Annotated in this window: 19 protein-coding genes and 1 tRNA gene; 15 read left to right on the top strand and 5 right to left on the bottom strand. The window is 68.8% G+C overall.

The features are described from left to right. The first annotated feature begins 4 nt into the window (after nucleotides 1-4). The 7 genes from F573_RS0101420 to truB all read left to right on the top strand — a co-directional run bounded on the left by F573_RS0101420 (nucleotide 5) and on the right by truB (nucleotide 7001). The gene (locus tag F573_RS0101420; protein ID WP_018869949.1) at nucleotides 5-349 is read left to right on the top strand and encodes a DUF2818 family protein; all 345 of its coding nucleotides are present in this window, start codon (nucleotides 5-7) and stop codon (nucleotides 347-349) included. A 55-nt stretch (nucleotides 350-404) separates the two neighbouring features. After that, nucleotides 405-481, top strand: a tRNA-Met gene (locus tag F573_RS0101415). A gap of 174 nt (nucleotides 482-655) precedes the next feature. Next, nucleotides 656-1126, top strand: coding sequence for a ribosome maturation factor RimP (gene rimP / locus F573_RS0101410; protein ID WP_018869948.1), 471 nt, complete (start codon nucleotides 656-658; stop codon nucleotides 1124-1126). Nucleotides 1127-1174: 48 nt separating this feature from the next. Then, complete coding sequence (nusA, locus tag F573_RS0101405; protein WP_018869947.1) at nucleotides 1175-2668, top strand: transcription termination factor NusA; 1494 nt, start codon at nucleotides 1175-1177, stop codon at nucleotides 2666-2668. 66 nt (nucleotides 2669-2734) lie between these two features. Further along, complete coding sequence (gene infB, locus F573_RS0101400) at nucleotides 2735-5578, top strand: translation initiation factor IF-2 (RefSeq protein WP_019021188.1); 2844 nt, start codon at nucleotides 2735-2737, stop codon at nucleotides 5576-5578. Further along, on the top strand, nucleotides 5578-6030 hold the full coding sequence (gene rbfA / locus F573_RS0101395; RefSeq protein WP_019021187.1) for a 30S ribosome-binding factor RbfA: 453 nt from the start codon (nucleotides 5578-5580) through the stop codon (nucleotides 6028-6030). The genes infB and rbfA overlap by 1 nt, the downstream gene beginning before the upstream one ends. An 11-nt stretch (nucleotides 6031-6041) precedes the next feature. After that, nucleotides 6042-7001 (top strand): tRNA pseudouridine(55) synthase TruB, encoded by a 960-nt coding sequence (gene truB, locus F573_RS0101390; RefSeq protein ID WP_019021186.1) that lies wholly within the window; start codon nucleotides 6042-6044, stop codon nucleotides 6999-7001. Nucleotides 7002-7019: 18 nt separating this feature from the next. Here truB and F573_RS0101385 read toward each other — a convergent pair whose 3' ends face one another. Next, nucleotides 7020-9653 (bottom strand): EAL domain-containing protein, encoded by a 2634-nt coding sequence (locus F573_RS0101385; RefSeq protein WP_019021185.1) that lies wholly within the window; start codon nucleotides 9651-9653, stop codon nucleotides 7020-7022. Nucleotides 9654-9825: 172 nt separating this feature from the next. Between F573_RS0101385 and rpsO the strand changes: the two genes are divergently transcribed. The 5 genes from rpsO (at nucleotide 9826) to F573_RS0101360 (ending at nucleotide 17355) form a co-directional block, all read left to right on the top strand. Further along, nucleotides 9826-10095: a 30S ribosomal protein S15 gene (gene rpsO / locus F573_RS0101380; protein WP_018869942.1), complete on the top strand. Its 270-nt coding sequence runs from the start codon at nucleotides 9826-9828 to the stop codon at nucleotides 10093-10095. A 160-nt stretch (nucleotides 10096-10255) separates the two neighbouring features. Further along, nucleotides 10256-12343, top strand: coding sequence for a polyribonucleotide nucleotidyltransferase (gene pnp, locus F573_RS0101375; protein ID WP_019021184.1), 2088 nt, complete (start codon nucleotides 10256-10258; stop codon nucleotides 12341-12343). A gap of 59 nt (nucleotides 12344-12402) precedes the next feature. Next, nucleotides 12403-13023 (top strand): class I SAM-dependent methyltransferase, encoded by a 621-nt coding sequence (locus F573_RS0101370; protein WP_019021183.1) that lies wholly within the window; start codon nucleotides 12403-12405, stop codon nucleotides 13021-13023. A 106-nt stretch (nucleotides 13024-13129) separates the two neighbouring features. After that, nucleotides 13130-16438 carry a response regulator gene (locus tag F573_RS0101365; protein WP_019021182.1) on the top strand — a complete coding sequence of 1103 codons (3309 nt, stop codon included), beginning with the start codon at nucleotides 13130-13132 and terminating at the stop codon, nucleotides 16436-16438. After that, nucleotides 16435-17355, top strand: a complete 921-nt coding sequence (locus F573_RS0101360) for a diguanylate cyclase (protein WP_019021181.1) — start codon at nucleotides 16435-16437, stop codon at nucleotides 17353-17355. Before F573_RS0101365 ends, F573_RS0101360 begins: the two co-directional genes overlap by 4 nt. Nucleotides 17356-17362: 7 nt before the next feature. Here F573_RS0101360 and F573_RS0101355 read toward each other — a convergent pair whose 3' ends face one another. The 4 genes from F573_RS0101355 to mgtE (F573_RS0101340) form a co-directional block, all read right to left on the bottom strand. Next, complete coding sequence (locus F573_RS0101355; protein ID WP_019021180.1) at nucleotides 17363-17659, bottom strand: hypothetical protein; 297 nt, start codon at nucleotides 17657-17659, stop codon at nucleotides 17363-17365. Continuing rightward, the gene (gene ispG, locus F573_RS0101350) at nucleotides 17656-18882 is read right to left on the bottom strand and encodes a flavodoxin-dependent (E)-4-hydroxy-3-methylbut-2-enyl-diphosphate synthase (protein ID WP_026300754.1); all 1227 of its coding nucleotides are present in this window, start codon (nucleotides 18880-18882) and stop codon (nucleotides 17656-17658) included. The genes F573_RS0101355 and ispG overlap by 4 nt, the downstream gene beginning before the upstream one ends. A gap of 115 nt (nucleotides 18883-18997) precedes the next feature. After that, the gene (mgtE, locus tag F573_RS0101345) at nucleotides 18998-20356 is read right to left on the bottom strand and encodes a magnesium transporter (protein ID WP_019021178.1); all 1359 of its coding nucleotides are present in this window, start codon (nucleotides 20354-20356) and stop codon (nucleotides 18998-19000) included. Between the two features lie 11 nt (nucleotides 20357-20367). Further along, nucleotides 20368-21729, bottom strand: a complete 1362-nt coding sequence (gene mgtE, locus F573_RS0101340) for a magnesium transporter (RefSeq protein WP_018869934.1) — start codon at nucleotides 21727-21729, stop codon at nucleotides 20368-20370. 417 nt (nucleotides 21730-22146) lie between these two features. On the opposite strand from mgtE (F573_RS0101340), the gene F573_RS0101335 reads away from it, so the two are divergent. The 3 genes from F573_RS0101335 to F573_RS0101325 are packed head-to-tail and all read left to right on the top strand — an operon-like array spanning nucleotide 22147 to nucleotide 26584. Then, nucleotides 22147-22830 (top strand): ABC transporter ATP-binding protein, encoded by a 684-nt coding sequence (locus tag F573_RS0101335; RefSeq protein ID WP_019021177.1) that lies wholly within the window; start codon nucleotides 22147-22149, stop codon nucleotides 22828-22830. A gap of 5 nt (nucleotides 22831-22835) precedes the next feature. Continuing rightward, nucleotides 22836-25382, top strand: a complete 2547-nt coding sequence (locus F573_RS0101330) for an ABC transporter permease (RefSeq protein WP_019021176.1) — start codon at nucleotides 22836-22838, stop codon at nucleotides 25380-25382. Then, nucleotides 25382-26584 (top strand): lipocalin-like domain-containing protein, encoded by a 1203-nt coding sequence (locus F573_RS0101325; protein WP_019021175.1) that lies wholly within the window; start codon nucleotides 25382-25384, stop codon nucleotides 26582-26584. Before F573_RS0101330 ends, F573_RS0101325 begins: the two co-directional genes overlap by 1 nt. Nucleotides 26585-26589: the final 5 nt, after the last annotated feature.

Here is a 26589-nt window from a genome sequence, read left to right as displayed (position 1 = left end):
TGTCTTGAATCAACTGGTCCCGTTTGAAGTCCTGGTCTGGGGGTTTGTGGCGTTTGCCTTCGTGGCCGCCAACCTTCCGTGGCTGACCGATCGCATCGCACTGATGTTTCTGCCGGCGAGCGGCAGCAAGGGAGGCTGGACCCGGGTGTTCGAATGGCTGGTGCTGTTCCTGCTGGTGGGGCTGATCGGCAAGGGGCTCGAGCATCAGGCGACCGGCAGTGTTCATGCTCAGGGCTGGGAGTTCTACGTGATCGGGCTGTCGATGTTTGCGGTGTTCGCGATCCCCGGGTTCATCTGGCGGCATGATCTTCGCCCGCATCTGCGTCAGCGGGCGCGCCGTTCTCGCTGATTTCGATCGGGGCTTGCAAGCCGGCCCACGGCTTGGTAGAGTACGTTTTCTCGGATGCGGGGTGGAGCAGTCTGGCAGCTCGTCGGGCTCATAACCCGAAGGTCGCAGGTTCAAATCCTGCCCCCGCTACCAGTTTTCGAAAGGGCCCCTTCGCGGGGCCTTTTTCTTGGGGCCGCGCTCCCGCGCGCCGACAGGCTTCGAGCTGCAGCCTGTTTCCATGACGGAAGGTGTAAAGGGGCGTTCAACGCCCTTTTTTTGTTTCCGGGCTCCGTGCACCGGTGCAGTGGAATCGAGGTCGACAGACATTTGTCCGAGCAGGTTGAACAACTGAAGGCGCTACTGGGACCCGTGGTCGAAGGCCAGGGTTGTGAACTCTGGGGTATCGAACACCATGCGGGTTCGAAGCCGCAGATGCTGCGCATCTATATTGATCGTTCGACCGGCGTGTCCGTGGATGACTGTGCGCGCGTCAGCGAGCAGGTCAGCGCGGTCCTCGATGTGGAAGAGCCGATCCGCGCGGACTACACGCTCGAGGTGTCCAGTCCGGGCATCGAACGTCCCCTGTTTACTCCCGATCAGTTCCGCGATTACGTCGGTCGTGCGGTCAAGGTACGTCTGACCTGGCCGGAACACGGGCGGCGGAACTACCGCGGGCAGCTGTTGTCCGCGGACGACACCATGATCGAGGTGGCGGTCGATGGCACGGCCTACGAGCTGCCGCTGGCCGCGATTCACAATGCGCGCGTGCTGGAAGAAGACCCGGGGACGCAATCATGAACAACCTGATGTCGACAGGCGACTGTCGAGGCTGCGAAGAGGCATGACATGAACAAGGAGATCCTGCTGGTCGTCGACGCCGTTTCCAACGAGAAGGGCGTCGAGAAGGGCGTTATCTTCGAGGCCCTGGAATCGGCCCTGGCGATGGCCACGCGCAAGTATCACGGTGGGCGCATGGATGTGCGCGTGAGCATCGACCGCGAAAGCGGCGATTACGAGGCCTATCGCCGCTGGACGGTGGTGGACGACGAGGATCCCGAGTTCGAGTCTCCCGACTATCAGATGCTGCTGTCCTACGCGCAGCAGAAATACCCGGAGATTCAGATCGGCGAGGTGATCGAGGAACCGGTCGAGGCCGTGGATTTCGGTCGCATCGCCGCGCAGACCGCCAAGCAGGTGATCGTGCAGAAGGTGCGCGATGCCGAGCGGCAGAAGGTGGTCGAGGAGTACGAGGACCGGGTCGGTTCGCTGGTGATGGGGATCGTCAAGCGTACCGACCGCAACGGGACCTACGTGGATCTGGGCAACAACGCCGAGGCCCTGGTCCCGCGCGAGCACATGATCCCGCGCGAGACGGTACGCACCAATGACCGCCTGCGCGGTTATCTCAAGGAGATTCGGCCGGATGCCCGCGGACCGCAACTGATCCTCAGCCGGACCGCGCCGGAGTTCCTGATCGAGCTGTTCAAGCTCGAGGTCCCGGAGGTGGGGCAGGAGATCATCGACATCCTCGGGGCGGCCCGTGATCCGGGCATGCGGGCGAAGATCGCGGTGCGCTCGAATGACCCGCGGCTGGATCCGGTGGGGGCCTGCGTGGGCATGCGCGGTTCGCGCGTGCAGTCGGTCTCCAACGAGCTCGCGGGCGAACGCATCGACATCATCGTGTGGGACGAGAATCCGGCGCAGTTCGTGATCAACGCGATGTCACCGGCGGAGGTCCTCTCGATCGTGGTCGACGAAGAGAAACAGTCGATGGACATCGCGGTGGCCGAGGACAAGCTTTCCCTGGCGATCGGGCGCGGGGGGCAGAACATTCGCCTGGCCTCGCAGCTGACCGGCTGGGAGCTCAACGTGATGACCGAGGAGCAGGCCGAGGAGAAGAGCGAGGCCGAGGCCCGGCAGCTGGTGACCTACTTCATGGAGGCGCTGGACGTCGACGAGGAAGTGGCCGGGATCCTGGTGCAGGAAGGCTTCAGTACCCTGGACGAGGTCGCCTACGTCGAAGAAGCGGAGCTTCTGTCGATCGAGGAATTCGACGAAGACGTGGTCGCGGAACTGCGCAACCGGGCGAGCGATGCACTGCTGACGCGGGCGATCGCGGCGCAGGACGGCGGCGGTGGCGAGCCGGCCGAGGATCTGCTGAACATGGACGGCATGACCGTGGCTCTGGCCAATCGGCTGGCGGCGAGCGGCGTGTGCACCATGGAGGATCTCGCCGAGCAGGCGGCCGATGATGTGGTGGAAATGCTGGGCATCTCCGAGCAGGAGGCGTCCGAGTTGATCATGACCGCGCGCGCTCCCTGGTTCGAAACCGGGGAATGACCGCGACGCAGCGGCGGTGGTCGGGCAGCGGCACGCCGGAACAGAATCTGGAATGGAGGTAGCGCCATGGCGCAAATGACAGTGCAGCAATTCGCGGAATCGGTGGGCAAGCCCGTCGATCGTCTCCTGGAGCAGCTCAAGGAGGCGGGCGTCGAGGTGGCCGGGCCCGAGGCGCCCATCACTGATGCCGAGAAGCGCCAGCTGCTGGACCATCTGCGCCAGAGTTCCGCGGGCGGGTCGAGCGACCGTGTGACGCTGCGTCGGCGTTCCCAGGCGCAGACGCTGAAGGTCAGCTCGGGCCAGGGCAAGACCAAGACGGTTAACGTGGAGGTGCGCAAGAAGCGCACCCTCAAGCGCAAGCCGGCGGATGCAACACCGGCGCCGGAGGATCGCCCCGAGGCGGCCGAGGGTGTGGAATCCGAAGCCGGTGCGGCACCGGAAGAGACCCGTGCCGATGCAGAATCGCCGGTGACTCCGGAAGCCGAGGAGGCCGCAGCCGGCGAGGCGCCGGTCGCGGAGCCGGAGGCGGAAGCGCCGGCGGATGAACCGGTGGCGGCCGAGGCGCCGGAGCCGGAACCTGAACCGGCGGTCGACGAGGCCGCGGCGGAGGAACCGGCGGACGTCGAAGAAGAGCCCGAAGCGGCGGAGTCGGCCGCAGCCGAGGCACCGGAGTCATCCGAGGCGGAAGAGGCGGACGAGGAACCGGCCGCCGCCGCGGAAGAATCGCCGGCCGCTCCGAAGAAGCCGCTGAGCCGTACGCAGCAACTGGCCATGCAGCTGGAAGCCGAGCGGGAAGCTCAGCGCAAGGCCGTCGAGGCGCGCAAGCAGGAAGAGGTCGAACGCGAGGAGCGCCAGAAGCGCAAGCAGGAAGAGCAGGAGAAGCAGGAGGCGAAGCGCGAGAAGGAAGAACAGGCGCGCCTGGAACGCGAGGCGGCGCAGCAGCGCCAGGCAGCGGCTCCCGCCGCGGCGCCGGCCGAAGCCGCGAAATCCGGCAAGGGGCGCAAGGGAGGGCGCAAGGACGACCGCAAGGAACTGCACGTCGCCGGCGACCGTCGCGGCCGGCGCAAGAAGGGTGACAAGGGCAAGGGGGCCGGTCAGTCGCAGGCGGCCCAGGCCGTGGCTGGCAAGCACGGCTTCGCCAAGCCGACCGCGCCGGTGGTGCGCGAGGTCGAGGTGCCGGAGACCATCACCGTGGCCGATCTGGCGCAGGCGATGGCGATCAAGGCACCGCAACTGATCAAGACCCTGATGGGCATGGGCGTGATGGCCACCATCAACCAGTCCATCGATCAGGAAACGGCGATGCTGGTGGTCGAGGAGATGGGCCATACCGCGGTGCCGGCCAGGGAAGAGACGATCGAGGACCAGATCGAGGTGGCCCAGGAGCAGACCGGCGAACCCAAGGCGCGTCCGCCGGTGGTGACCGTGATGGGCCACGTCGACCACGGCAAGACCTCGCTGCTGGACCATATTCGCAAGACGCGCGTGGCCTCCGGCGAAGCCGGCGGGATCACCCAGCACATCGGTGCCTACCACGTCGAGAACGGGCATGACGGGGTGACCTTCCTGGATACCCCGGGGCATGCGGCGTTTACGGCGATGCGGGCGCGCGGTGCGCAGTCCACGGACATCGTGATCCTGGTGGTGGCGGCGGATGACGGCGTGATGCCGCAGACCCTCGAAGCCATCAACCACGCCAAGGCGGCCGGTGTGCCGATGGTCGTGGCGGTCAACAAGATCGACAAGCCCGAGGCGGATGCCGACCGGGTGATCAACGATCTCGCGCAGCACGAGGTGATCCCCGAGGAATGGGGTGGCGACACCCAGTTCATCCGGGTCTCGGCGCATTCCGGGGAGGGCATCGACGAGCTGCTGGAAGGCCTGGGTCTGCAGGCGGAGCTGATGGAGCTGATGGCCCCGGACGAGGGGCCGGCGCGCGGTGTGGTGATCGAATCGCGACTGGACAAGGGCCGCGGCCCGGTGGCCACGGTGCTGGTGCAGTCCGGCAGCCTTAAGCATGGCGACATCGTGCTGACCGGCAAGGAATACGGCCGCGTGCGGGCGATGTTCGACGATACCGGCACGGCGGTGAAGGAAGTCGGGCCGTCGATGCCGGTCGAGATCCTCGGTCTGTCGGGCGTGCCCGAGGCCGGCGACGAGATGCTGGTGGTCGCGGACGAGAAGACCGCCCGCGAAGCGGCCGAATATCGGGATGCGAAGCAGCGCGAGCGCAAGCTGGCGGCGCAGCAGGCGGCCAAGCTGGAAAACATCTTCAACCAGATGCAGGAAGGCGACGTCGGCACGGTCAACATCCTGATCAAGGCCGACGTGCAGGGATCCGCCGAGGCGTTGCGCGAATCGCTGGTCAAGCTGTCCAACGAAGAGGTCCGGGTCAAGGTGATCTCCACCGGGGTCGGCGGGATTTCCGAGTCGGACATCAACCTGGCGACGGCCTCGGACGCCATCGTGATCGCGTTCAACGTGCGCGCCGATGCCGGCGCCAAGCGGGTGGCGCAGGAAAACGGGATCGACGTCCGCTACTACTCGGTCATCTACGAGGCCATCGAGGACGTGAAGCAGGCCCTGTCCGGGCTGCTGGCGCCCGAGACCCGCGAGGAAATCGTGGGCCTGGCCGAGGTGCGCGAGGTGTTCAAGGCCTCGAGCTTCGGCCAGGTGGCCGGCTGCCTGGTGGTCGAGGGTTCGGTCAAGCGGGGCAACCCGATCCGCGTGCTGCGTGACAACGTGGTGGTGTACGAGGGCGAGCTGGAAAGCCTGCGCCGCTTCAAGGACGACGTGAACGAGGTCCGCGCCGGTACCGAATGCGGTATCGCGGTGAAGAACTACAACGACGTGAAGGCCGGGGACCAGATCGAGGTCTTCCAGCGCGTCGAGGTCCAGCGGTCGCTGTAATGCCCGGACCCCGCGACTTCCAGCGCAGTGACCGGGTCGGCGAGCAGATCCAGCGCGAGCTCGCCGAACTGGTGCGCGTCGAGGTGAAGGACCCGCGGGTCGGCATGGTGACCATCTCGGGGGTGGAGGTCTCGAAGGATCTGGCCCACGCCCGGGTGTATTTCACCCGGCTGGGCGGCGAAGAGGGCGGTCGCGAGGCGCAGCAGGGCCTCAACAGCGCGGCCGGCTTCCTGCGTCGGGCGCTGGGCAGCCGGATTCGTATGCGCAGCATCCCGCAACTGCGGTTCATCTACGATGATACGCCCGAACGCGGCGCGCGCATGTCTTCGCTGATCAGTCAGGCGCTTGCGGAGGATCGCGAGCGGCACGGCGACGGTGATGCGGAGGCCGGAGCGGAAGGCGGCGGGGACCCGGATGCCTCCGGTGATCCCGACGTCCCGCAGGACCGGTAAACCGACTCGCCGTGGCGCGCAGGAAGGGGCGCAACGTCGACGGCATCCTGCTGCTCGACAAGCCGCAGGGGCTCAGTTCGAACCAGGCGCTGGGTCGGGTGAAATACCTCCTCGGGGCGCGCAAGGCGGGCCATACCGGCGCCCTGGATCCACGGGCGACCGGGCTTCTTCCACTGTGTTTCGGGCAGGCGACCAAGGTGTCCGGCTGGCTGCTGGACGCGGACAAGCGTTATGTGGCTGTCGCGCGGCTGGGTGTGGAGACCGACTCGGCGGACATGGACGGAGAAATCCTTGCCGAGTCCCCGGTTCCCGCGATCACGGACGAGGATCTGGCGCGGCTGGAACGCGGTTTCACCGGCGATCTGGAGCAGGTTCCCCCGATGGTCTCGGCCCTGAAGAAGGACGGCCGGCGGCTGTACGAGCTGGCGCGCGAAGGGGTGGAAGTGGACCGTCCTCCGCGGCCGGTGCGGATCCATTCGCTGAATATCGAACGGCTGGCGGATGATCGCCTGCGGCTGGAGGTACATTGCAGCAAGGGCACCTATATCCGGTCGCTGGTGACCGATATCGGGGAAGCCCTCGGCTGCGGTGCGGCGGTTGAAGAGCTGCGGCGCACCGGCCACGGGGCCTTCGCGGCCGACGCCATGTGGACCCTGGAAGCCCTGGAGCAGCGTTTCGAGGAGGGCGGTGCAGCGGCGATCGAGGCCTGTCTGCTGCCGCCGGAGGCCGCCCTGTCCGGCTGGCCGCAGCTCCATCTGGGTGCCGCCGGAGCGGCGGCACTGCGCCACGGGAATCCGGCGGGAGCGGAAGCGGTGAGCGAGCGCATCGCGGGTGTCTCGCCGGCTGCGGACGAACCGGAAGCGGGCGGGGTCCTGGTACGCCTGCACGGGCCCGCAGGCGAATTTCTCGGCGTGGGGCTGGAGGCCGGGGACGGCACGATTCGCCCGCGGCGTCTGTTCGTCACCGGCTGAGGCCCGCTGCAACCGACCTCATTCGCGGCGATACGCGGGCACCGGGTCCGCGATCAGCGCGGCCAGCTGCTCCGCCGACATCGGCCGCGCGAGGAGATACCCCTGGGCCTCGTTGCAGCCCTCCCGAATGATCAGGTCGCGCTGGGTGGCGGTCTCGACGCCCTCGGCGATGACCGTCAGCCCCAGCTTGTGACCCATGGCGATGATGGACGCGGTGAGGGCGGCATCGGCGGGGTCGCAGTCCGCCCCCTGCACGAACGAGGCATCCACCTTCAGCCGTTGCACAGGCAGGCGCTTGAGATAGCTGAGCGACGAATAGCCGGTACCGAAGTCGTCAATCGCCAGCTGTACGCCCATTGAACGCAGTTCCTCCAGGGTGGCGATGCCGCGTTCGGCGTGGTCCATGACGAAGCCCTCGGTGATCTCCAGTTCGAGCCTGTGGGGTTCCAGCCCGGTCTCGGCGAGCACCGACCGCACGTCCGTGACGATATCCCCGAACAGCACCTGGTGGCCGGAAACATTGACCCCGATCCGGCCCAGACGCTCCGGTCCCCATTCGCGCGCCCGGCGTACCGCTTCGCGCAGCACCCAGCGGCCAAGCAGACCGATGGTGCCGTTTTCTTCCGCCACCGGGATGAATTCCGCCGGGCTGATCATGCCGAACTCCGGATGGCGCCAGCGGACCAGGGCTTCGGCACCGGCCAGGCTCTCGCCGGGCAGGTCCCACTGCGGCTGGAACACGACCTCTAGCTCGTCGCCCTCGATGGCTCGTCGCAGCCCGGCCTCGATCGCCAGCCGGCGCTGGCTGGCGTCGGTGAGGTCGGCGGTGTAGAGCTGCACGTTGTTGCGCCCGCGTGCCTTGGCGCGGTACATCGCCGAGTCCGCGTTGCGGATCAGCATGTCCGGGGTTGCGGCGTCGTCGGGGAACAGGCTGATGCCGATGCTGGCGCCGATGAACAGCTCCTGACCGGCGACGTGGAACGGCGACTCCAGTGCACGCAGCAGCTCGTGTGCGACGCTGGCGGCGTCCTCCGCGGTGGCGATGTGTTCGGTCAGCACCACGAATTCGTCGCCGCCATGGCGCGCAATGGTGGAGTGCCGGTCGATGGCGCCCAGCAGGCGCCGGGCGACCGCTTCCAGGAGCTCGTCTCCGCGATGGTGGCCCAGACTGTCGTTCACGTACTTGAAGCCGTCCAGGTCGACGAACAGTACCGCCAGGCGCTCGTCGTGGAGCCGGCAGCGTTCAATCGCGCGCGCCAGGCGCTCGTCGAGCTGGGTGCGGTTGGGCAGGTCGGTGAGCGGATCGTAGTTGGCCAGATGACTGACCCGGCGCCGGGCTTCTTCGCGGCTGGTCACGTCGCGGGCGACGCCGAAGATGTCGACCACCCGCTCGCCGTCATAGCGGACCCGCGCGTTGAGCTCCAGGACCACCCGTTCGCCGGATACGTCGGTGACCTCGGCGCGTGCCGGAGGCAGGTCGGCGTCGCTGCCGCCGTCGATCGGCACCGCGGTGCCCTCGAGATAGGGCAGGAAGGGTTCGACCAGGGCGCGCAGGGTGGCCTCCGGCAGGCGGTCCATGCTGCGGCCGAGGACCCGCTCCACGCCCGGCGAGATGTACCGCGCGCGACCCGAGCGGTCGAAGCGATAGACGAAGCCGCTGGCGTACTCCAGCAGGTCCTCCTGCTCTTCGGAAGCGCGCTCCAGGGCCTCGGACTGCGCCACCACCTGGCGTGACAGCGGCCGGATCACGCCGATCAGCCCCAGTCCCGACAGCAATGCCATGCCCAGTACCAGTCCGACCGGCAGTGCCAGGTGGGCCATCATGCCCGCGTAGAGCTCCTCCTCCGGTACGGCCATCGCCAGACCCCAGCCCGGGCGTACCGGCACCGCAAAGACCACCTCGCCGTCCGTGCGCTGCAGGGCCTGGGATCCTCCGCGGGCCTGCTGCAGTGCCGGGGCCACCGGGTCCCCGGCGCCGGTCGGCATCAGGCTCCAGGTGATGTCGTCCACCCGCAGCACCACTCCCTGCGGGCCCTCCAGCCAGGCGGCCTTGCCGCCCTCGGCGGCGGACTCCAGCACGCCGACCATGGCTTCGGCGGGGAACACCAGGATGTCGGCGCCCAGCCATTCGTCCTCGCGGGAGAGGATCGGCACCGCGATCATGATCCAGGCCCGGCCCTCCCAGGCCAGGTGGTCCCGCATGCGGGTTTCGCGCATTGCCGGATCGATGTCCGGCCAGTAGATCGGGTCCGGGTTGGCGTCGCCCACCGCCAGTACCTGGCGGCCTTCCGCATCCAGGCGGATGATGCCGGCCGCGCCGGAGGGGCGCAGGGCATCTTCCAGCTTGTCGTGACTGAAGTCCTGCAGGTCTTCGAGATCGGTCTCGCCACGATTGTAGGCGGCCAGTTCGTCGCGGATTCGGCTGCGGCTGGCGACCTGCCAGGCAATGTCCTCCAGACGGTCGAAATACTGCGCCACCGCCTGCCCGTGATGCTGAAGCGCGGCCTGCTGCGCCAGATCCGCGCGGTCGCGCGCCTGCTGATAATAGGCATGGGCGGTGAGGCTGGCCGCGATCAGGCCCAGCAGCACCAGCACCGCCAGTGCCAGCAGCAGGATGCGGGCCTGGAGTCGGCGGGTTTCCTGCGTGGTCATGACCGTCCCTGTCGGGGAGTGATGAAGTTCACAATATAACAGAACCCTCCGTGCGGCGGCCGTCGGTCCGTTCGCTGTTCACGCTGCTTGAGCGCGTGCTAACATACGCGCCTGTTCGCCAGCGCCACTGGCCACTCAGACAGACGGTTCAGGAATCAGGAGTCAGCCTTACATGTCGCTCACTACCGAAGAGAAGTCGGCCATCGTCGAGAAGCACAAGCGCGATGCCAACGATACCGGATCGCCCGAGGTGCAGATTGCACTCCTGACGGCGCGCATCCAGCATCTGATGGGCCATTTCGACAAGCACAAGCAGGATCACCACTCCCGGCGTGGCCTGCTGAAGATGGTCAGCCAGCGTCGCAAGCTGCTGTCCTATCTCAAGCGCAAGGACGTCGAACGCTATCAGTCGATCGTGAAGGAACTGGGCCTGCGCCGCTAGGCCCCGCCCCTCGGGCCCGCGCCACCGGTGCGGGCCCGTTTGTTTGGGCCCCTGTTCGGGGCATCGATTGCGGCCAGAACTTTACGGGGCCCGCCGTCCGCTGCAGCAAGGCGTCCGGTCGGCGGGCCCATCGGGAATCAAAGGGAAAACGGGAAATAACGTGTCATACAAGAAGTCGTTCCAGTACGGAAATCACACCGTAACGCTCGAAACCGGAGACATTGCCCGCCAGGCCAGCGGCGCGGTGCTGGTCAACATGGCCGAGACCGTGGTCCTGGTCACCGTGGTCGCCCGCAAGGAGGCCGACCCGGGGCGCGACTTCTTCCCCCTGACCGTCAACTACCAGGAACGGACCTATGCCGCGGGCAAGATCCCGGGCGGGTTCTTCAAGCGTGAAGGGCGCCCGAGCGAGAAGGAAACCCTGACCTCGCGCCTGATCGACCGTCCGATTCGTCCGCTGTTTCCCGAAGGCTTCAAGAACGAAACCCAGGTCATCGCAACGGTGGTCTCGATCAATCCCGAAGTGGATCCCGACATCCCCGCGATGATCGGTGCTTCCGCGGCGCTGGCACTCTCGGGTGTCCCCTTTGGCGGCCCCATCGGCGCCGCCCGCGTCGGCTACCGCGCCGGCGAATATCAGTTGAATCCGAGCTTCAGCGCGCTGGAGGAATCCGAGCTGAACCTGGTCGTGGCGGGGACCGAGAACGCGGTCCTGATGGTGGAGTCGGAGGCCAGCGAGCTGTCCGAGGAAACCATGCTGGGCGCGGTGATGTACGGCCACGAACAGATGCAGGCCGCGATCCGCGCGATCAACGAACTGGCGGCCGAGGCGGGCGAGCCGGCCTGGGACTGGCAGGCGCCGGAGAGCGAGGCCTCGGTGGAAGAGCGCGTGGCGGCCGCCGCGCGCGACGAGCTGACCGAGATCTACCAGATCGCCGACAAGCAGACCCGCAGCCAGCGCCTGAGCGAACTGCGCAGCCGCCTGGTCGAATCCCTGGCCAGTGACGACGAATCCGGCCCCGATGCCGATGCGGTCAAGACGGCCCTGCACGATCTGGAATATCGCCTCGTGCGTGACCGTATCCTGGACGGCCACCCGCGCATCGACGGCCGCGACACGAAGACCGTGCGCCCGATCGATGTGCAGACCGGCATCCTGCCGCGGGCCCATGGCTCCGCGCTGTTCACCCGGGGCGAGACCCAGGCGATGGTGGTGGCCACCCTGGGCACGGACCGCGACGCCCAGGTGATCGACGCGATCGAGGGCGAGCGTCGCGACCGTTTCATGCTGCATTACAACTTCCCGCCGTACTGCACCGGGGAGACCGGTTTCGTTGGCTCGCCCAAGCGTCGCGAGATCGGCCACGGCCGGCTGGCCAAGCGCGGCGTGGCCGCAGTGATGCCGAGCGACGAGGACTTCCCCTACGTGGTGCGCGTGGTCTCCGAGATCACCGAGTCGAACGGCTCCAGTTCCATGGCCTCGGTGTGCGGCACCTCGCTGGCGCTGATGGACGCCGGGGTGCCGCTGAAGGCCCCGGTCGCGGGCATCGCGATGGGCCTGATCAAGGAGGACGACCGCTTCGCCGTGCTCTCCGACATCCTCGGCGATGAGGACCACCTGGGCGACATGGACTTCAAGGTCGCCGGGACTTCGGACGGCGTGACCGCGCTGCAGATGGACATCAAGATCGACGGGATCACCCGCGAGATCATGGAACAGGCGCTGGAGCAGGCGCGCGAAGGCCGGCTGCACATCCTGGGCTGCATGAACCGGGAGCTGGACACCCATCGCCAGGAGATGTCGGAGCACGCGCCGCGCTTCATCACGCTGAAGATCAACCCGGACAAGATCCGCGACGTGATCGGCAAGGGCGGCGCGACCATCCGTACCCTGACCGAGGAGACCGGCACCACCATCGACATCGGTGACGACGGCACGGTCAAGATCGCCTCCACCGATGCCGCCGCCGGCAACGAGGCGAAGCGCCGCATCGAGGAGTTGACCGCCGACATCGAGGTGGGGCGTCAGTACACCGGCAAGGTCGCCAAGATCATGGACTTCGGCGCCTTCGTGTCGATCCTTCCGGGCCGCGACGGTCTGGTGCATATCTCGCAGATCTCCGACGAGCGCGTGGAGAACGTCAGCGACTTCCTGTCCGAGGGCGACTCGGTCACCGTGCGGGTGCTGGAGGTCGACAAGCAGGGCCGCATCCGTCTGAGCATGAAGGCGGTCGAAGAAGACGCCTGAGGACGGGGCGGCGGGTTCGGCCCCCGGCCGGGCCCCGGTTTCCTTCGGGGACGACAGGCATGGATCTGGTCAGCATACGCAAGAGCTACCGGCGTTACGCACGGCACTACGACGCGACCTTCGGGCGGGTGTTCGCCACCGGGCGGCACAGCGCGCAGAAGACCCTGGCGCCGCTGGAAGGCAAACGGGTCCTCGAGGTCGGGGTCGGAACCGGTATTTCGTTTCCGGAGTACCCCGACGGCGTGGATCTGGTCGGCATCGACGTGTCGCGCGAGATGCTGCAGGTCGCGCAGGAACGCATCAACGGTGGTCTGCCGGGGGTGCGCGGGGTGGCCGAGATGGACGCCGAAGCTCTCGGTTTCCGCGATGACAGCTTCGACGCGGTGGTCGGGATGTACGTGGCGTCCGTGGTCCCCAATCCCGACCGCATGTTCGCCGAGATGTGGCGGGTGTGCCGCCCGGGCGGACAGATCCTGCTGGTCAACCATTTCGCGTCGCGGCAATGGCTGCTGCGCGGGGTGGAACGCAGCCTGCGGCCTCTTTCGCGGGCGGTGGGCTTTCGTCCGGACATGGAGCTCGACCACTTCGTGCACCTGACCGGCTGCGAGCCCGAGGCGGTGGAACCCGCCAGCCTGTTCGGTTACTGGAAGCAGGTGGCGTTCCGCAAACCGGCCGGATAACCCGACCCCTCCGGCGCGCTTGCGCCCACAGGCCTGAACCCCTTAGGGTCTTGCGGGAATCATCCCGTGCCCGCATGCGTGGCATGCCTACTCCGGGAAACCGCCGATGACTCAGCGTGACCAGGCCTCCTTCCAGTCCTTCCACTACCGGCTTCTGCTGCTCGTGCTGGCCGCCATCGTGCTGCTGGGCGCAGTGCTGGCGACCGTGGCGTATCAGATGCTGGAGGGCGAGACGCGCGAAGCGGTGCGCTCGGAAGTGACCTCTACTTCCGAGTCCACCGCACTCTACGTATCCCAGTGGTTTTCCTCCAATGCGCGCCTGATCGAGGGGCTGGCCGAAGAGGTGCCGGTCGGCCGCGATCCGCGTCCGGTGCTGCAGCAGTTCGAGCGCATGGGCGAGGTCGATCTGACCTATGTCGGTGACGCGCAGGGGGGCATGATCATGTCGGACCCCGAGGCTTCGCTGCCGGGTGATTTCGACCCGCGTACGCGACCCTGGTACGAGGGCGCGCTGCTGAACGATGGTCTGTATATCACCACGCCGTTCGAGGATGCCGCGCAGGACCGGCTGATCATCTCCATGGGCGCGCCGGTCTACCGCGACACCGGCGAGCTGCACGGGGTGGCGGCCGGGGACATCGGCCTGCAGGAGGTGGCTGCCAGCGTGGCCGGTCTGGATCTGCGCTGGGACGGCCATATGGTGCTGGTCGACGAGGACGGCATGGTGGTTGCCCACCCGGATTCCTCGCGGGTGCTGCAGTCGCTGGTGGATGCCATCGAGGAAGGCGGCGGTTTCGACCCGCTGGACCCGTCGTACGAGGGTGAGCTGCGCGAGGTGGTGATGGATGGCGAGGAACGCCTGCTGCACGCCACTCCCATTCCCGGTACGGACTGGTACCAGGTCCTGAGCCTGGATCGCTCGGCCGTGACCGAACCGCTGCGCGATCTGCTCTGGCAGTTCGCCCTGTGGACCGTGGTGGCCGTGGTCCTGGTGGGAAGCGGCACGGCGCTGATCCTCAACCGGCTGGTGCGGGTGCGCCGGGAACTGGAGAGCGAGATGAAGCTCGCACGCGAGCAGGCGGAGAGCGCCACCCGCGCGAAGAGCGAGTTCCTGGCCAACATGAGCCACGAGATCCGCACGCCGATGAACGCGATCATCGGCATGAGTCACCTCGCCCGGCGGACCGAACTGACCCCCCGTCAGCGGGGGTACATGGACAAGATCGACAATGCGGCCCAGCGCCTGCTCGGCCTGATCAACGACATCCTCGATTTCTCCAAGATCGAGGCCGGCAAGCTCGAACTGGAAGATGCCCCGTTCCACCTCGATTCCGTGCTCAACGGGGTGACCGACGTGGTCGGTCACCGGGCCGAGGAGAAGGGCCTGGAACTGGTGCATCACGTCGCCCCGGGGACCCCGCGGGACCTGCGCGGGGATGCCCTGCGTCTGGGGCAGGTGCTGACCAACCTGGTGGGCAACGCGGTCAAGTTCACCGAGCAGGGCGAGGTGGTGGTGAAGGTCTCCGCGGAGGCGGTGGATGACGGCTATGCCACGCTGCGGTTCTCCGTGCGCGATACCGGTCCGGGCATGAACGAAGAAGAGGCGCGCCGGCTGTTCCGTTCCTTTACTCAGCTGGATGCCTCGATCACCCGGCGCCAGGAGGGGACCGGACTGGGGTTGGCGATCAGCCGCCAGCTGGTCGAGATGATGGGCGGTGAGATCGGCGTGGAAAGCACGCCCGGTCAGGGATCGACCTTCAGCTTCACCGTGCGTCTGGCGGTCGAGACCGAGCCGGCTCAACCGGCACGTGCTTCCTTCTCACGCTCGCTGCGCGGCCACCGCGTACTGGTGGTGGACGATTCCGCCGCGGCGCGCGAAACCCTGGCCGCCATGCTGCGCGACCTCGGTATCGACGCGGATACCGCCGCCTCCGGCCCCGAGGCACTGCAGTTACTGGAGCGGGCGCCGGCGCAGGGCCTGGCATACGACATGGTCCTGACCGACTGGCGCATGCCGGACATGGACGGCCTTGAGGTCGCCCGCCATATCAATTCCGGCCGCAAGCGGCAGGTGCCATCGGTGCTGATGGTGACCGGCTTCAGTCGCGACGAGATTCTGCAGCAGGCGGAGGAGACCGTGGACGGGATCCTGCTGAAACCGGTGACCGAGTCCACGCTGCACGACACCATGGTCGAGCTTCTGCGGGTGGATGACGCCGAGCAGGCCCCGCGCGAGGCGGCATCCGAGCCGGACGACGAAGTGCCACGGCTGGACGGGGTCCGCGTCCTGCTGGCGGAAGACAACGCCATCAACCGGGATCTCGCCGTGGAACTCCTGGAGGACATGGGCTGCGAGGTCACCACGGTGGAGAACGGCCGCGAGGCAGTGGATGTCGCGCGGGCCGACGCGTTCGACGCGGTACTGATGGATATCCAGATGCCGGAGATGGATGGCCTGACCGCGACCCGCCGGCTGCGGGAGGACCCCGCGCTCGCCCGGCTCCCGGTGATTGCGATGACCGCGCACGCGATGGCGGGGGATCGCGAGAAGAGCCTGGATGCGGGGATGAACGACCACGTGACCAAGCCGATCGACCCGGAGGCACTGGCTCGGACCCTGGCGACCTGGGTGGCGCGTCATGCGGCCTCCGGCGGGACGGCCCCCGGGATGGACCGCGCACCCACGGAGGGCCGCGAGCCGGCGGCATTCGAGGCGGCGCCGGTCACGGATGGCGCCGCCGGGGAAATCGCGGCCCCCGCGCCGAGTGCCGGTGGCGGAGTGGACGGATTGCCCGACGAGCTGCCGCCGTTCGACCTGCCGGCGGCCCTGGCGCGCTGCAACGGCAAGGCGTCGCTGCTGCGGCGCATGATCCTCGGCCTCGAGGAGCGGTACCGTGATGTGGGAACGGAACTGCGCGGCCTGCTGGATCGGGGTGAGCTCGAGGACGCCCATCGCCTGGCGCACTCCCTGAAAGGCGTGGCCGGGTCGCTGGAGCTGCATGCCTTGCGGGATGCGGCCGAGGCGATCGAAGTCGAGCTGGCCGGCGGCGACACGCAGTCCGCCCGCGCGCGGCTGCCCGATCTGGAGTCGCATCTGGCCCCCGCCATCGAGGCCGCCCGCAGCCTGGACGCTGCCGACGGGGCCACGGGTGGTGCGCCGGAGGACGCTTCCGCCGGGCCGGTGGCCCCGACGCGCGGAGCCCTGCCCGTCCCGGCCCTGCAGGAGTTGCGGGCCCTGATCGAGAGCAACAATCTCCGCGCCCGGTCCGAGTTCCGTGCCCTGCAGGAGGGGCTGCTCGGTCGGGGGCATGACGCCACGGTGCGGGAACTGGAGGCCCGGATCGAGGAACTCGATTTCGAGCAGGCCCTGGCCGCCCTGGATCGGCTGCTGGAGCAGGCCGGGGAGGAATCATGAACAGCGCGCATCGGGCACGCATCCTGGTGGTGGATGACGAACCGGCGAACATCGAGCTGCTGGCCGGCATCTTCGAGGACGAGCACGAGGTGATGTTCGCCACCAACGGACACAAGGCCCTGGACCTGGCGGCCTCGGCTCGGCCTGACGTGATCCTGCTGGACGTGATGATGCCCGGCACCGACGGGTTTCAGGTCTGCGAGTGGCTGAAATCGGAGCGTGCTACGGCGAGCATTCCCGTTATCTTCATCACCGGCGTGGGGGACACCGAGGGCGAGGCGCGCGGGCTGGAACTGGGCGCGGTTGACTATGTGAACAAGCCGATCAATCCCCCCGTGGTGAAGCTGCGGGTGCAGCATCAGATCGAACTGAAACGGGCCCGCGACCAGCTGACGCGCATGGCGGTCACCGATGGCCTGACGGGACTCGCCAACCGGCGCCAGTTCGAGGAGACCCTGGAGGGGGAGAACGCCCGGCTGGCCCGTTCCGGGGGGGAACTCTCGATCATCCTGCTGGACATCGACTATTTCAAGCCGTTCAACGACACCCTCGGTCATGTGCGCGGCGATGACTGCCTGCGCGAGGTGGCGCGGGTACTGGACGCGACCGTCTCGCGCTCGGCCGATCTGGCGGCGCGGTACGGCGGCGAGGAATTCGCCTGCATCCTGCCGGATACGGCGCTGGCGGAGGCAGTCACCGTGGCGGAACGGGTGCGCGTCGCCATCACCGAGCTTGCCATTCCGCACCCGGCGTCCGAAGTGGCGGATCACGTGACCGCCAGCCTCGGCGTGGCGAGTCTGCAGTGCCAGCCGCGCCGCTCCGCGCTGCGGGTGGTGGCGCGCGCCGACGAGCAGCTCTACCGGGCCAAGGCCGAAGGCCGCAACCGGGTCTGCGCCGCGGACGGACCGGAGGAGTAAGCGGGGCTCAGGCGCGGGTGAACAGCGGGAGTTCGTGGCGCCGGGCGTTGGCGGCCAGGAAGCGGCCGCGCCCGGGCCGCTCGGCCTCGAGGGCGTCGAGACACTGCGAGGCCTCGCCCGCCACCGTCGCCAGGAACACCTCCAGTTCGCGCGGGTCCACCCGCGGCGCACCGAAGGCGCCACCGCTTTCCGTCGGGTGCCAGAACAGCCGCGGCTGCCAGTTGCAGCCCTGAATGCGCGGATCCTCGAACAGGGCCTGCACGCGTTGCAGCAGTTGCGAGTCGTGGTCGGCGCTCGCGCTCATCCGGCCTGCCCATAGCGGCGTTCGATGTAGGCCTCGACGCGGGCCTGGAACTCCTCGGCGATATGCTCGCCCTTGAGGGTCACGGTCTTCTCGCCGTCCTCGTAGACCGGCGCGACCGGCTGCTCGCCGGTGCCGGGCAGGGAGATCCCGATGTCGGCGTGCTTGCTCTCGCCCGGGCCGTTGACCACGCAACCCATCACCGCGACGGTCATCTCCTCGACCCCGGGGTAGTGCTGGCGCCAGTTCGGCATCTGCTGGCGGATGTAGCTCTGGATGTCCTGCGCCAGGTGCTGGAAGTACTCGCTGGAGGTACGGCCGCAGCCGGGGCAGGCCACCACCGAGGGCAGGAAGCTGCGCAGGCCCATGCTCTGCAGGATCTCCTGCGCGACGCTGACCTCCTGCGTGCGGTCCCCGCCGGGTTCCGGGGTCAGCGAGATGCGGATGGTGTCGCCGATGCCCTGCTGCAGCAGGACGGACAGCGCGGCGGTGGAGGCGACGATCCCCTTGGCCCCCATGCCGGCTTCGGTCAGGCCCAGGTGCAACGGGTAGTCGCAGCGCGCGGCCAGGTCCTGGTAGACCCGGATCAGTGGCTGCACGCCACTGACCTTGGCCGACAGGATGATGCGGTCATGCGGCAGGCCGATGCGCTCGGCCTCGGCGGCGCTCTCCAGCGCCGAGGTGATCAGGGCCTGCTCCATCACCGCCTGGGGTTCCAGCGGCTCCGGGCGCTGCGCGTTCTCGTCCATCATGCGCGCCAGCAGTTCCTGATCAAGGCTGCCCCAGTTCACGCCGATGCGGACCGGGCGGTCGAAGCGGATGGCGGTCTCGATCATCGCCTGGTATTGCGTGTCGCGCTTCGAGCCGCGACCGACGTTGCCCGGATTGATGCGCAGCTTGGCCAGGGCTTCGGCGCATTCGGGATATTCGGTCAGCAGCTTGTGGCCGTTGAAGTGGAAGTCCCCCACCAGCGGCACGTCCAGGCCCATCGCGTCGAGCCGCTCGCGGATCTCCGGCACCGCCTTCGCGGCATCGGCCGAGTTGACCGTGATGCGCACGATCTCGGAGCCGGCGCGCGCCAGTTCGGCCACCTGGACCGCGGTGCGCAGGGCGTCGGCGGTGTCGGTGTTGGTCATCGACTGGACCACCACGGGATGCTCGCCGCCCACGGTCACGGGACCAACGCGGACGGGGACGGTGCGGTGCCGGACGGGAGGCGTGCTCATGGTCGTGTACTCGCGCGGAACGGGGTCGCCGGAAAGAGGCCCGAGTCTAACGCAGTCGCGCGGGCCTGCCGAGCCGCCGCAGGCCGCGCGGGTGCTTGTGCGGCGGTGATGCCCGTTACAGGCCCAGCACCGCCACGGCCACGCCGAAATAGATCAGGATCCCGCCGATGTCGACCACCGAGGTGATCAGCGGCGCGCTGGCCACCGCCGGGTCCAGCCGCAGGGCGGTCAGGGCAAACGGCAGGAGCATGCCGAACATCGCGCCGAACACCACCACCAGGAACATGCCCAGGGCGATGGCGTTGGCGACCTCCAGCGAGCCCAGCCAGTTGCCGGAGAGCCAGATGGCGGCCGCCAGGGTAACGCCCAGTGCGGTCGAGACCAGCAGTTCCTTGCCCCCCAGGCGCCAGGCGTCGCGCAATCGGACATCGTTGACCGCCAGCGAGCGCACCACCAGGGTTGCGGCCTGCGAACCGGTGTTGCCGCCGGTGGCGATGACCATCGGCAGGAAGAAGACCAGGGCGACCACCGCCTCGATGGCCGCCTCGTAGCGGGCGATCGCCAGCCCGGCAAAGATGTTGACCACCACCAGGATCAGCAGCCAGCCGATGCGCTTGCGGTACAGCAGGCCCATGCTGGCGTCGCGCAGCGACAGCACCACGTCGCCCACCGCGGCCATGCGGTGGAAGTCCTCGGTGGTTTCCGCGCGCAGCACGTCCATGACGTCGTCGACGGTGATGATGCCCAGCATGTGGCCCTGGTCGTCGACCACCGGCAGCACGTTGAGGTCGTAGTGGCTGATGCGGTGGGCCGCCTCCTCGCGGTCCTCCTCGGCGGTGATGCTGGCCACGTCGGTGTGCATCAGGTCGGCAACCCGCGCGGAGGCGCGCGCCAGCAGCAGCTCCTTCAGCCGCACCCAGGCCAGCAGCTCGCCGGCCGCGGTGGTCACGAACACCGTGTTCACGGTCTCCGCCACCTCGTGGTGGGCGCGCAGATGTTCCATGGCCTCGCTCACCGTCCATTCGGGCTGCACGGTGACGTACTCCGGGGTCATCACGCGCCCGGCGCTTTCTTCCGGATAGGCCAGCAGCGAGCCCACCGCCTCCTGGCTCTCCGCCGGGAGGGTCTCCATCAGGGAGTCGGCATGGTCGTCGCCCAGGCCGTCGATCACCGCCACGGCGTCGTCCAGCGAAAGGGCGGCGACCAGGTCCGCGGCCTGCTGCTCGTCCAGCGCGGCCAGTACCCGGGACTGATGATCGGGCTCCAGGTGCGCGTACACCGGCGCGGCGCAGGCCGGCTCCAGACGCTGGAAGAAGGCGACTGCCTGATCCTCGGGCAGGGTCTCCAGCGCGTCCGACAGGTCGGGTGCCGCATGCGCGTTGCAGATCGCGTTCAGCGGGCCGTCGGAGCCCTGCTCCAGAGCGGTGCGCAGGGTGTCGGGTAGGTTGTCGATGTCGTGATCGGTCGGACTCATGCGGGTTCCCCTCAGGCCGGCGTGGCAAGGCCGAGCATGGCCACGGCCAGCGAGAAATAGATGGCGATGCCGCCGAGGTCGGCGATGGCGGTGACCAGTGGCACGCTGGCGGTCGCGGGGTCGAGCTTGAGGCTGCGCAGGATGACCGGCAGCAGCATGCCGACCATGCTGGCGAAGGCCACGATCAGGGTCATCGCGACCGCCACCAGCACCGCGATCTCCATGCCGCCGCGCCACAGACCCAGCAGCGATACCGCGATCCCCATGCTGACGCCGATCCCGGTGGCCACGCCCAGTTCCTTGGCCCACAGGCGCAGCCAGTCGCGCGTGGTGACCTCGCCGGTGGCCATCGCGCGCACCATCAGGGTCGAGCTCTGCGCCCCGGCGTTGCCGCCGGAGTCGATGATCAGCGGCAGGAAGAACACCAGCACCGCCACCGCCTCGATGGCCTCCTCGTACTGCGAGATCATCAGGGCGCCCAGGGTGTTGAACGCCACCAGCCCCAGCAGCCAGCCGACCCGCTTGCGATACAGCAGGAACGGGCTCGCCTGGCGCGGACTCAGCGGGAGGTTGCCCACCGAACCCAGCTTGTGGAAATCCTCGGTGGACTCGGCCTCGATCACGTCCATGACGTCGTCCACCGTGACCACGCCCAGCAGCTCGCCGTTGTCGCCCACCACCGGCAGGCTCTCGATGTCGTAGTGCTGGATGCGCCGCGCGGCCTCGACGCGGTCGGCGTCCACCTGCACGGTGTAGGGCGATTCGTCGTCGATCAGGCTGCGTACCGGGCTGTCGGGCTCGGCGCGCAGGAAGCGCCGGATGGGGATGGCGGCCAGCAGGGTGCGGTCATCGTCGACCACGAAGATCACGTTGTTGGAGTGTTCGTCACCGGTGCGCCGCACATGGGCCAGTGCGCGCTTGAGCGTCCAGTCCGGGGCCACCGCGACCACCGACGGCGACATCACCCGGCCGACCGAATCCTCGGGGTAGTTGAGCTGCTTCAGGGCACGGCGGATGGCGCGGAACGGCAGCAGGCGCAGGTATTCGCGCAGGCGTTCGGCGTCCAGGGTCTGCAGCAGCGCGGTGAGGTCGTCGGTCTCCATCTCGGAGAGCAGAAAGCGCGCATCCTCGCGTGACGACGCACCCAGCAGTCGCAGCTGGAAGGGGATGTCGAGATAGGCGAAGACGTCGGCCTTGCGCCCGGGATGCAGCCGGTTGAAGATCGGGGTAACGGCGTCCGCGGGCAGCTCCATCAGCGCATGTGCAATGTCCTGGATGCGCATGTAATCCAGCAGCTCATCCAGGCCGGCGCGGTCGTCCAGCCGGACCAGTTCGCGCAGTTCGATGATGGACTGTTCGAGGTTGTGTTCCATGCCCTGCTCCCGGCGGTCGCTGGCGGATCACCGGCACGCGCGGCGCGGTGACGACGAGGGACCGTCGTAATCGGATTTCCAGGACGGGGCAGATCGCAGGATCCGGCCGCCTCCCGGCGCTCTTGTGTCATGAGGCCCGGCGGCAGCGGCGGAGAAGGGTGCGCAGTGCTTACGGCCGGGCGACGATAGATCGACAGCGTGTTCGGCGTTTCATCATGCGTTCCCTTGTGGCAGGTCCCGTTATTCTAACGGATCCTCTGTTTCACTCAAGTGCTTGCGTGCGATGCTTGCACCGGTTTGAGCACTCGCGCGAACCTTCGGGGCTGCGCCCGGTCGCTTGTTTGACCCCGTCTGGAGCCGAGCATGTCTTCGTCGCCGTCCCCATCCGCTGCCCCGTCGCAGGATCCCGTTCTGAACGTGGCCGCGCTGACGTTCGCCTATCCCGGCGCGCCGGAGACGCCGGTGCTGCGCGGGGTGGATCTGACGCTGGCGCCGGGGGAGCGGGTGGCGATCGTCGGCGAGAGCGGTTCCGGCAAGTCTACCCTGCTGCACCTGGCCGCGGGGCTGGAGCGCCCGGGCGGGGGCGAGGTGCGGCTGGCGGGGACTTCACTCGGTGCCCTGGACGAGGCCGGCCGCACGCGTCTGCGTCGGCGTGTCGCCGGCATCGTGTTCCAGTCGTTCCATCTGATCCCGACCCTGGATGCGCGCGAGAACGTGATGCTGGCACTGGAGCTGGCCGGGCTCCCCGACGACGTTTCCGGCCGCCGGGCGCGGGTCGCGGAGCGTCGCCGGCGTGCGGACGCCGCGCTGGCGGCGGTCGGCCTGGAAGGACTGGGCGGACGCCTGCCCGAAGCCCTCAGCGGCGGGGAACAGCAGCGCGTGGCGATCGCCCGCGCGCTGGTGCATCAACCGGCCCTGATCCTGGCCGACGAACCGACCGGCAACCTCGATTCGGTGACTGGCGAGTCGGTCTTCTCGCTGCTGCTGGAGCAGGTAGCCACGCATGACAGCGCCCTGTTGCTGGTGACCCACAGCGCGGAACTGGCCGGCCGCCTCGACCGCATCCACACCATGCACGACGGCCGTCTGCGGGAGGGCTGACGGCCATGGGGCTGATCTGGCGGGCGTGGATGCGCGACTGGCGCCGCCGGCCCCTGCAGCGGGTGCTGACCCTGCTGGGGGTGGTGATCGCGGTGGCCGTGGTGCTGGCGGTGGATCTGGCCAATCAGTCCGCGCAGCGCGCCTTCGACCGTTCCATGGAGGCCGTGGCCGGCACCGCCACCCACCAGGTGCTGGGGCCGCCACAGGGTTTCGCCGAGGCCGTGTATGCGGAGTTGCGCACCGCCGGCCAGCGGGAGACGGCGCCGGTGGTGGAGGGGGCCGCGCGGCTGGAAGATGGCCGCAGTATCTACCTGCTGGGCGTGGATCCGTTCGCCGAGGGGCCGTTCCGCGGCGCCGCCTCGGACATCGGCGCGGCACCCGTGCAGCGGCTGCTGAGCGAGCCCGGGACGGTATTGCCGCCACGCCAGTGGTTCGCGGAGCAGGATGCGGCGGATGGCGACCGGGTCGAACTGCAGGCGGCCGACGGGCGCCACGCGGTGCGGGTGCTCGCGGCCGACGGCGCCGGCGAGGACGACGGGCGGGTGTGGGTGACCGACATCGCCACCGCCCAGATCCTGCTGGGGCGCGACGGGCGCCTCGACCGCATCGACCTGCGGCTGGAGGATGCCGAGGCGCAGCGGGCGATGGAACGCGCGCTGGAGCAGGCCGCCGGGGCCGCGGGGGTGAACCCCGCGGAGCTGGAGATCGTCGCGTCCGGGGCGCGCGATCAGGCCTCGCGCGAGCTGGCTCGGGCGTTTCGCATCAACCTGACGGCGATGAGTCTGCTGGCGCTGCTGATCGCGGCGTTTCTGGTCTACAACACCCAGACATTTTCGGTGCTGCGCCGGCGCGAGGTCCTGTCCAGCCTGCGCCTGCTGGGGGTGGGACGCGGTCGGGTCGTCGCCGTGCTCCTGCTGGAGGCCGCGCTGGTCGGACTGATCGGGACGCTGCTGGGGGCGCTGGCCGGGGTCGCGCTGGCGCAGGCGCTGGTTGCACAAGTGGCGCAGACCGTCACCGATCATTTCTTTGTCGCGGCCGTTACCCAGGTCACGCCCCGCCCACTGGCGCTGCTGGCCGTGCTGGTGCTGGGCGTGGGCGTGGCGCTGCTGGCCGCGCTGGCCCCGGCACTGGAAGCGGCCCGCCACGCGGGCCCCTCGGCGCAGGGGGCGGGGGGTGGCGAGTTGCGGGCACGGCGGCGGGTGCAACGCGTGGCGGCGGCCTCCCTGATCCTGCTGGCGGCCGGGACGCTGATACTGATCAGCGCACTCGGCGGGCTGCCGGGGGCGTTCTTCGGGCTTTTCCTGCTGATCGCCGGGTTCGTGTTGCTGCTGCCGTGGATCCTCGCGTGGGCGCTGCACGGTCTCGCCGTCGCCAGCGCCGGTCGGACCCTGACGCGGATCGGGTTGCGCAGCCTGGAGCGCAGTCTCTCGCGCAGTGGTCCGGCCGTCTCGGCCCTGACCCTGGCTCTGGCCGCGACCATCGCGGTGTCGGTGATGGTGGGCAGCTTCCGCGGCAGCGTGGAGCAGTGGCTGGGGCAGGCGCTGACCTCCGATCTCTATGTCACTCCGGTCGCGCCGGCCGCGGCACGGGATGCCGCCCGGCTGCCGCAGGACTGGGCCGGGCCGCTGTTGAGCGAATCCGGGGCCGAATCGCTGAGTACCGGTACCACGGTGGAGACCGGCAGCGACGCGGGTCGGGTCGAGCTGTTCGTGGTGCGGCCGCACCCCGACTGGCTGGAACACCTGCCGCTGCTGCAGGTGGATGGTCCCCGGGGCGGGCTGGCGGACCGTCTGGCCGCCGGCGAGGCCGTGCTGGTGACCGAGCCGTTCGCCGCGCACCATGGCCTGCAGGCCGGCGACGGCCTGGAGCTGGCGGTGCCGGGCGGCCGCCGGTCATTCGCGGTGGCAGGGGTCTACCGGGACTATGGCTCGCCTCGGGGGCGGGTAATGATGCCCCATGCGGCGTATGCCCGGGACGGGCCGGCACCGGCGGGCGTGGGTTCGTTCGGGCTGGTGCTGCCGCCGGATGCCGATCCGGAGGCCGCGGCCGAACGCATCGAGGCGTGGCTGGCGGAGCGGGATCCGGCCGCGGTGGTAACGCGGCCCGACACTCTCGAGGAGGAATCCATGGCGATCTTCGACCGGACCTTCGCGGTCACCCACCTGCTGCGCATCATCACCCTCGTAGTAGCCTTCATCGCCATCCTCGGGGCATTGATGGCGCTGCAGATGGAGCGCGCCCGCGAGTTCGCGACGCTGCGCAGCCTGGGGCTGGAACCCCGGGGCGTGCGGGGCCTGGTGCTGCTGCAGGGCGGGGTGCTGGGGCTGTTCGCGGTGCTCGCGGCGATCCCCGGGGGGCTGGGGATGGGCTGGATCCTGATCGAGGTGATCAATCGTCAGGCCTTCGGCTGGGGCATGGACCTGCGCTGGCCGGGACGCGAGGTGGCCGGGACGGTGTTCATCGGCCTCGTGGCCGCCCTGCTGGCCTCGCTGTGGCCGGCCTGGCGCATGGCGCGGATGCGCCTGCTGCCGGCGTTGCGGGAAGTGGCTTGATGGCGGGAATGATGCGCCGAGGACTGGATGTGCTCCGGGAGGGCGCCCCGGGCGTGTTTCTGATGGCCCTGGTGGCGTGCACCGGGGAGCCCCCGGAGCCCGATGCCGGGGTCGACGGGAACGGCGGAGCGCTGCGGGTCGGCGATGCCCTGGGGGTGGAGGATGTCGAGGGCTTTCGTCGCGCCGACGGACCGCGGGCCTTCGAGTTTCCCCGGGATCACGGACCGCACCCGGGGTTTCGCAACGAGTGGTGGTATCTGACCGGCAATCTGGATGACCCCGACGGCGGCCGCCACGGGTTCCACATCACCTTCTTCCGGGTGGCGCTGGCGCCGGAGCTGGAGGGCGACCCGGCGTTTCACGGGTCGAGCTGGGCCACGCCGCGGCTGTGGATGGCGCATGCCGCGATTCTCGACGTGGAGGGCGACTGGCACGCCTCGGAGGAGCGCTTCGCCCGGGATGCCGCCGGGCTGGCGGGTGCCAGCGAGCCGGTGGGCCGGGTGTGGCTGGAGGACTGGGCGCTGGCCGGCCTGGAGGGCGACACCTGGGACCTGCGGTTCACGGTGGACGGGCGTGAGCTGGAACTGGAGCTGGAGCCGGAGCGCGCCCCGGTGCTGCAGGGCGAGGCGGGTCTGAGCCAGAAGGGGCCGGAGCCGGGCAATGCGTCCTATTACTACTCGGTCCCGCGGATCGCCGCGCGCGGTACCCTGCGCGACGTCAGCGGCGACGAACGGTCGCTGTCGGGGCAGGCCTGGCTGGACCGCGAATGGAGCAGCGGCGCCCTGGCCGAGGGCCAGATCGGCTGGAACTGGTTTGCCCTGCAGTTCGATGACGGGACCGACCTGATGTACTACCAGCTGCGGCGCGATGACGGCACGCCCCACGAGCTTTCGAAGGGCCGCTGGATGCCGGCCGATGCCCCGGATCACGAGCTGCGCCCGGAGCATGTGGAGCTCGAACCGCTGCGGCATGCGCGCATGCCTTCGGGGAACCGTTACCCGGTGGTGTGGGCGATGACGGTCACGCCGCCGGATGGCAGCGCGCCCCGGCGTTTCCGCGTGGAGGCGGTGCGGGAATTTCAGGAAATGGATACGGTCATTCCCTACTGGGAAGGCGCGGTGGACATCCGTGATCAGGAGGGCGAGCGTCTGGGCCGCGGCTTCGTGGAACTGACGGGCTATGAACGAGAGGACGAGGAATGAACGGA

It is taken from the genome of Thioalkalivibrio sp. ALE23 (assembly GCF_000378545.1).
In the GTDB taxonomy this organism is placed as follows: domain Bacteria; phylum Pseudomonadota; class Gammaproteobacteria; order Ectothiorhodospirales; family Ectothiorhodospiraceae; genus Thioalkalivibrio.
This window is presented reverse-complemented; position numbering and strand designations above follow the sequence as displayed.

What these genes read in the sequence shown, in the direction of transcription:
- F573_RS0101365 (WP_019021182.1), top strand. Translation starts at nt 13,130, where the DNA reads ATGACTCAGCGTGACCAGGCCTCCTTCCAGTCCTTCCACTACCGGCTT.
- infB (WP_019021188.1), top strand. Translation starts at nt 2,735, where the DNA reads ATGGCGCAAATGACAGTGCAGCAATTCGCGGAATCGGTGGGCAAGCCC.
- mgtE (WP_019021178.1), bottom strand. Translation starts at nt 20,356, where the DNA reads ATGAGTCCGACCGATCACGACATCGACAACCTACCCGACACCCTGCGC.
- F573_RS0101370 (WP_019021183.1), top strand. Translation starts at nt 12,403, where the DNA reads ATGGATCTGGTCAGCATACGCAAGAGCTACCGGCGTTACGCACGGCAC.
- nusA (WP_018869947.1), top strand. Translation starts at nt 1,175, where the DNA reads ATGAACAAGGAGATCCTGCTGGTCGTCGACGCCGTTTCCAACGAGAAG.
- F573_RS0101355 (WP_019021180.1), bottom strand. Translation starts at nt 17,659, where the DNA reads ATGAGCGCGAGCGCCGACCACGACTCGCAACTGCTGCAACGCGTGCAG.
- rpsO (WP_018869942.1), top strand. Translation starts at nt 9,826, where the DNA reads ATGTCGCTCACTACCGAAGAGAAGTCGGCCATCGTCGAGAAGCACAAG.
- F573_RS0101385 (WP_019021185.1), bottom strand. Translation starts at nt 9,653, where the DNA reads ATGACCACGCAGGAAACCCGCCGACTCCAGGCCCGCATCCTGCTGCTG.
- ispG (WP_026300754.1), bottom strand. Translation starts at nt 18,882, where the DNA reads ATGAGCACGCCTCCCGTCCGGCACCGCACCGTCCCCGTCCGCGTTGGT.
- F573_RS0101330 (WP_019021176.1), top strand. Translation starts at nt 22,836, where the DNA reads ATGGGGCTGATCTGGCGGGCGTGGATGCGCGACTGGCGCCGCCGGCCC.
- rbfA (WP_019021187.1), top strand. Translation starts at nt 5,578, where the DNA reads ATGCCCGGACCCCGCGACTTCCAGCGCAGTGACCGGGTCGGCGAGCAG.
- F573_RS0101360 (WP_019021181.1), top strand. Translation starts at nt 16,435, where the DNA reads ATGAACAGCGCGCATCGGGCACGCATCCTGGTGGTGGATGACGAACCG.
- F573_RS0101325 (WP_019021175.1), top strand. Translation starts at nt 25,382, where the DNA reads ATGGCGGGAATGATGCGCCGAGGACTGGATGTGCTCCGGGAGGGCGCC.
- mgtE (WP_018869934.1), bottom strand. Translation starts at nt 21,729, where the DNA reads ATGGAACACAACCTCGAACAGTCCATCATCGAACTGCGCGAACTGGTC.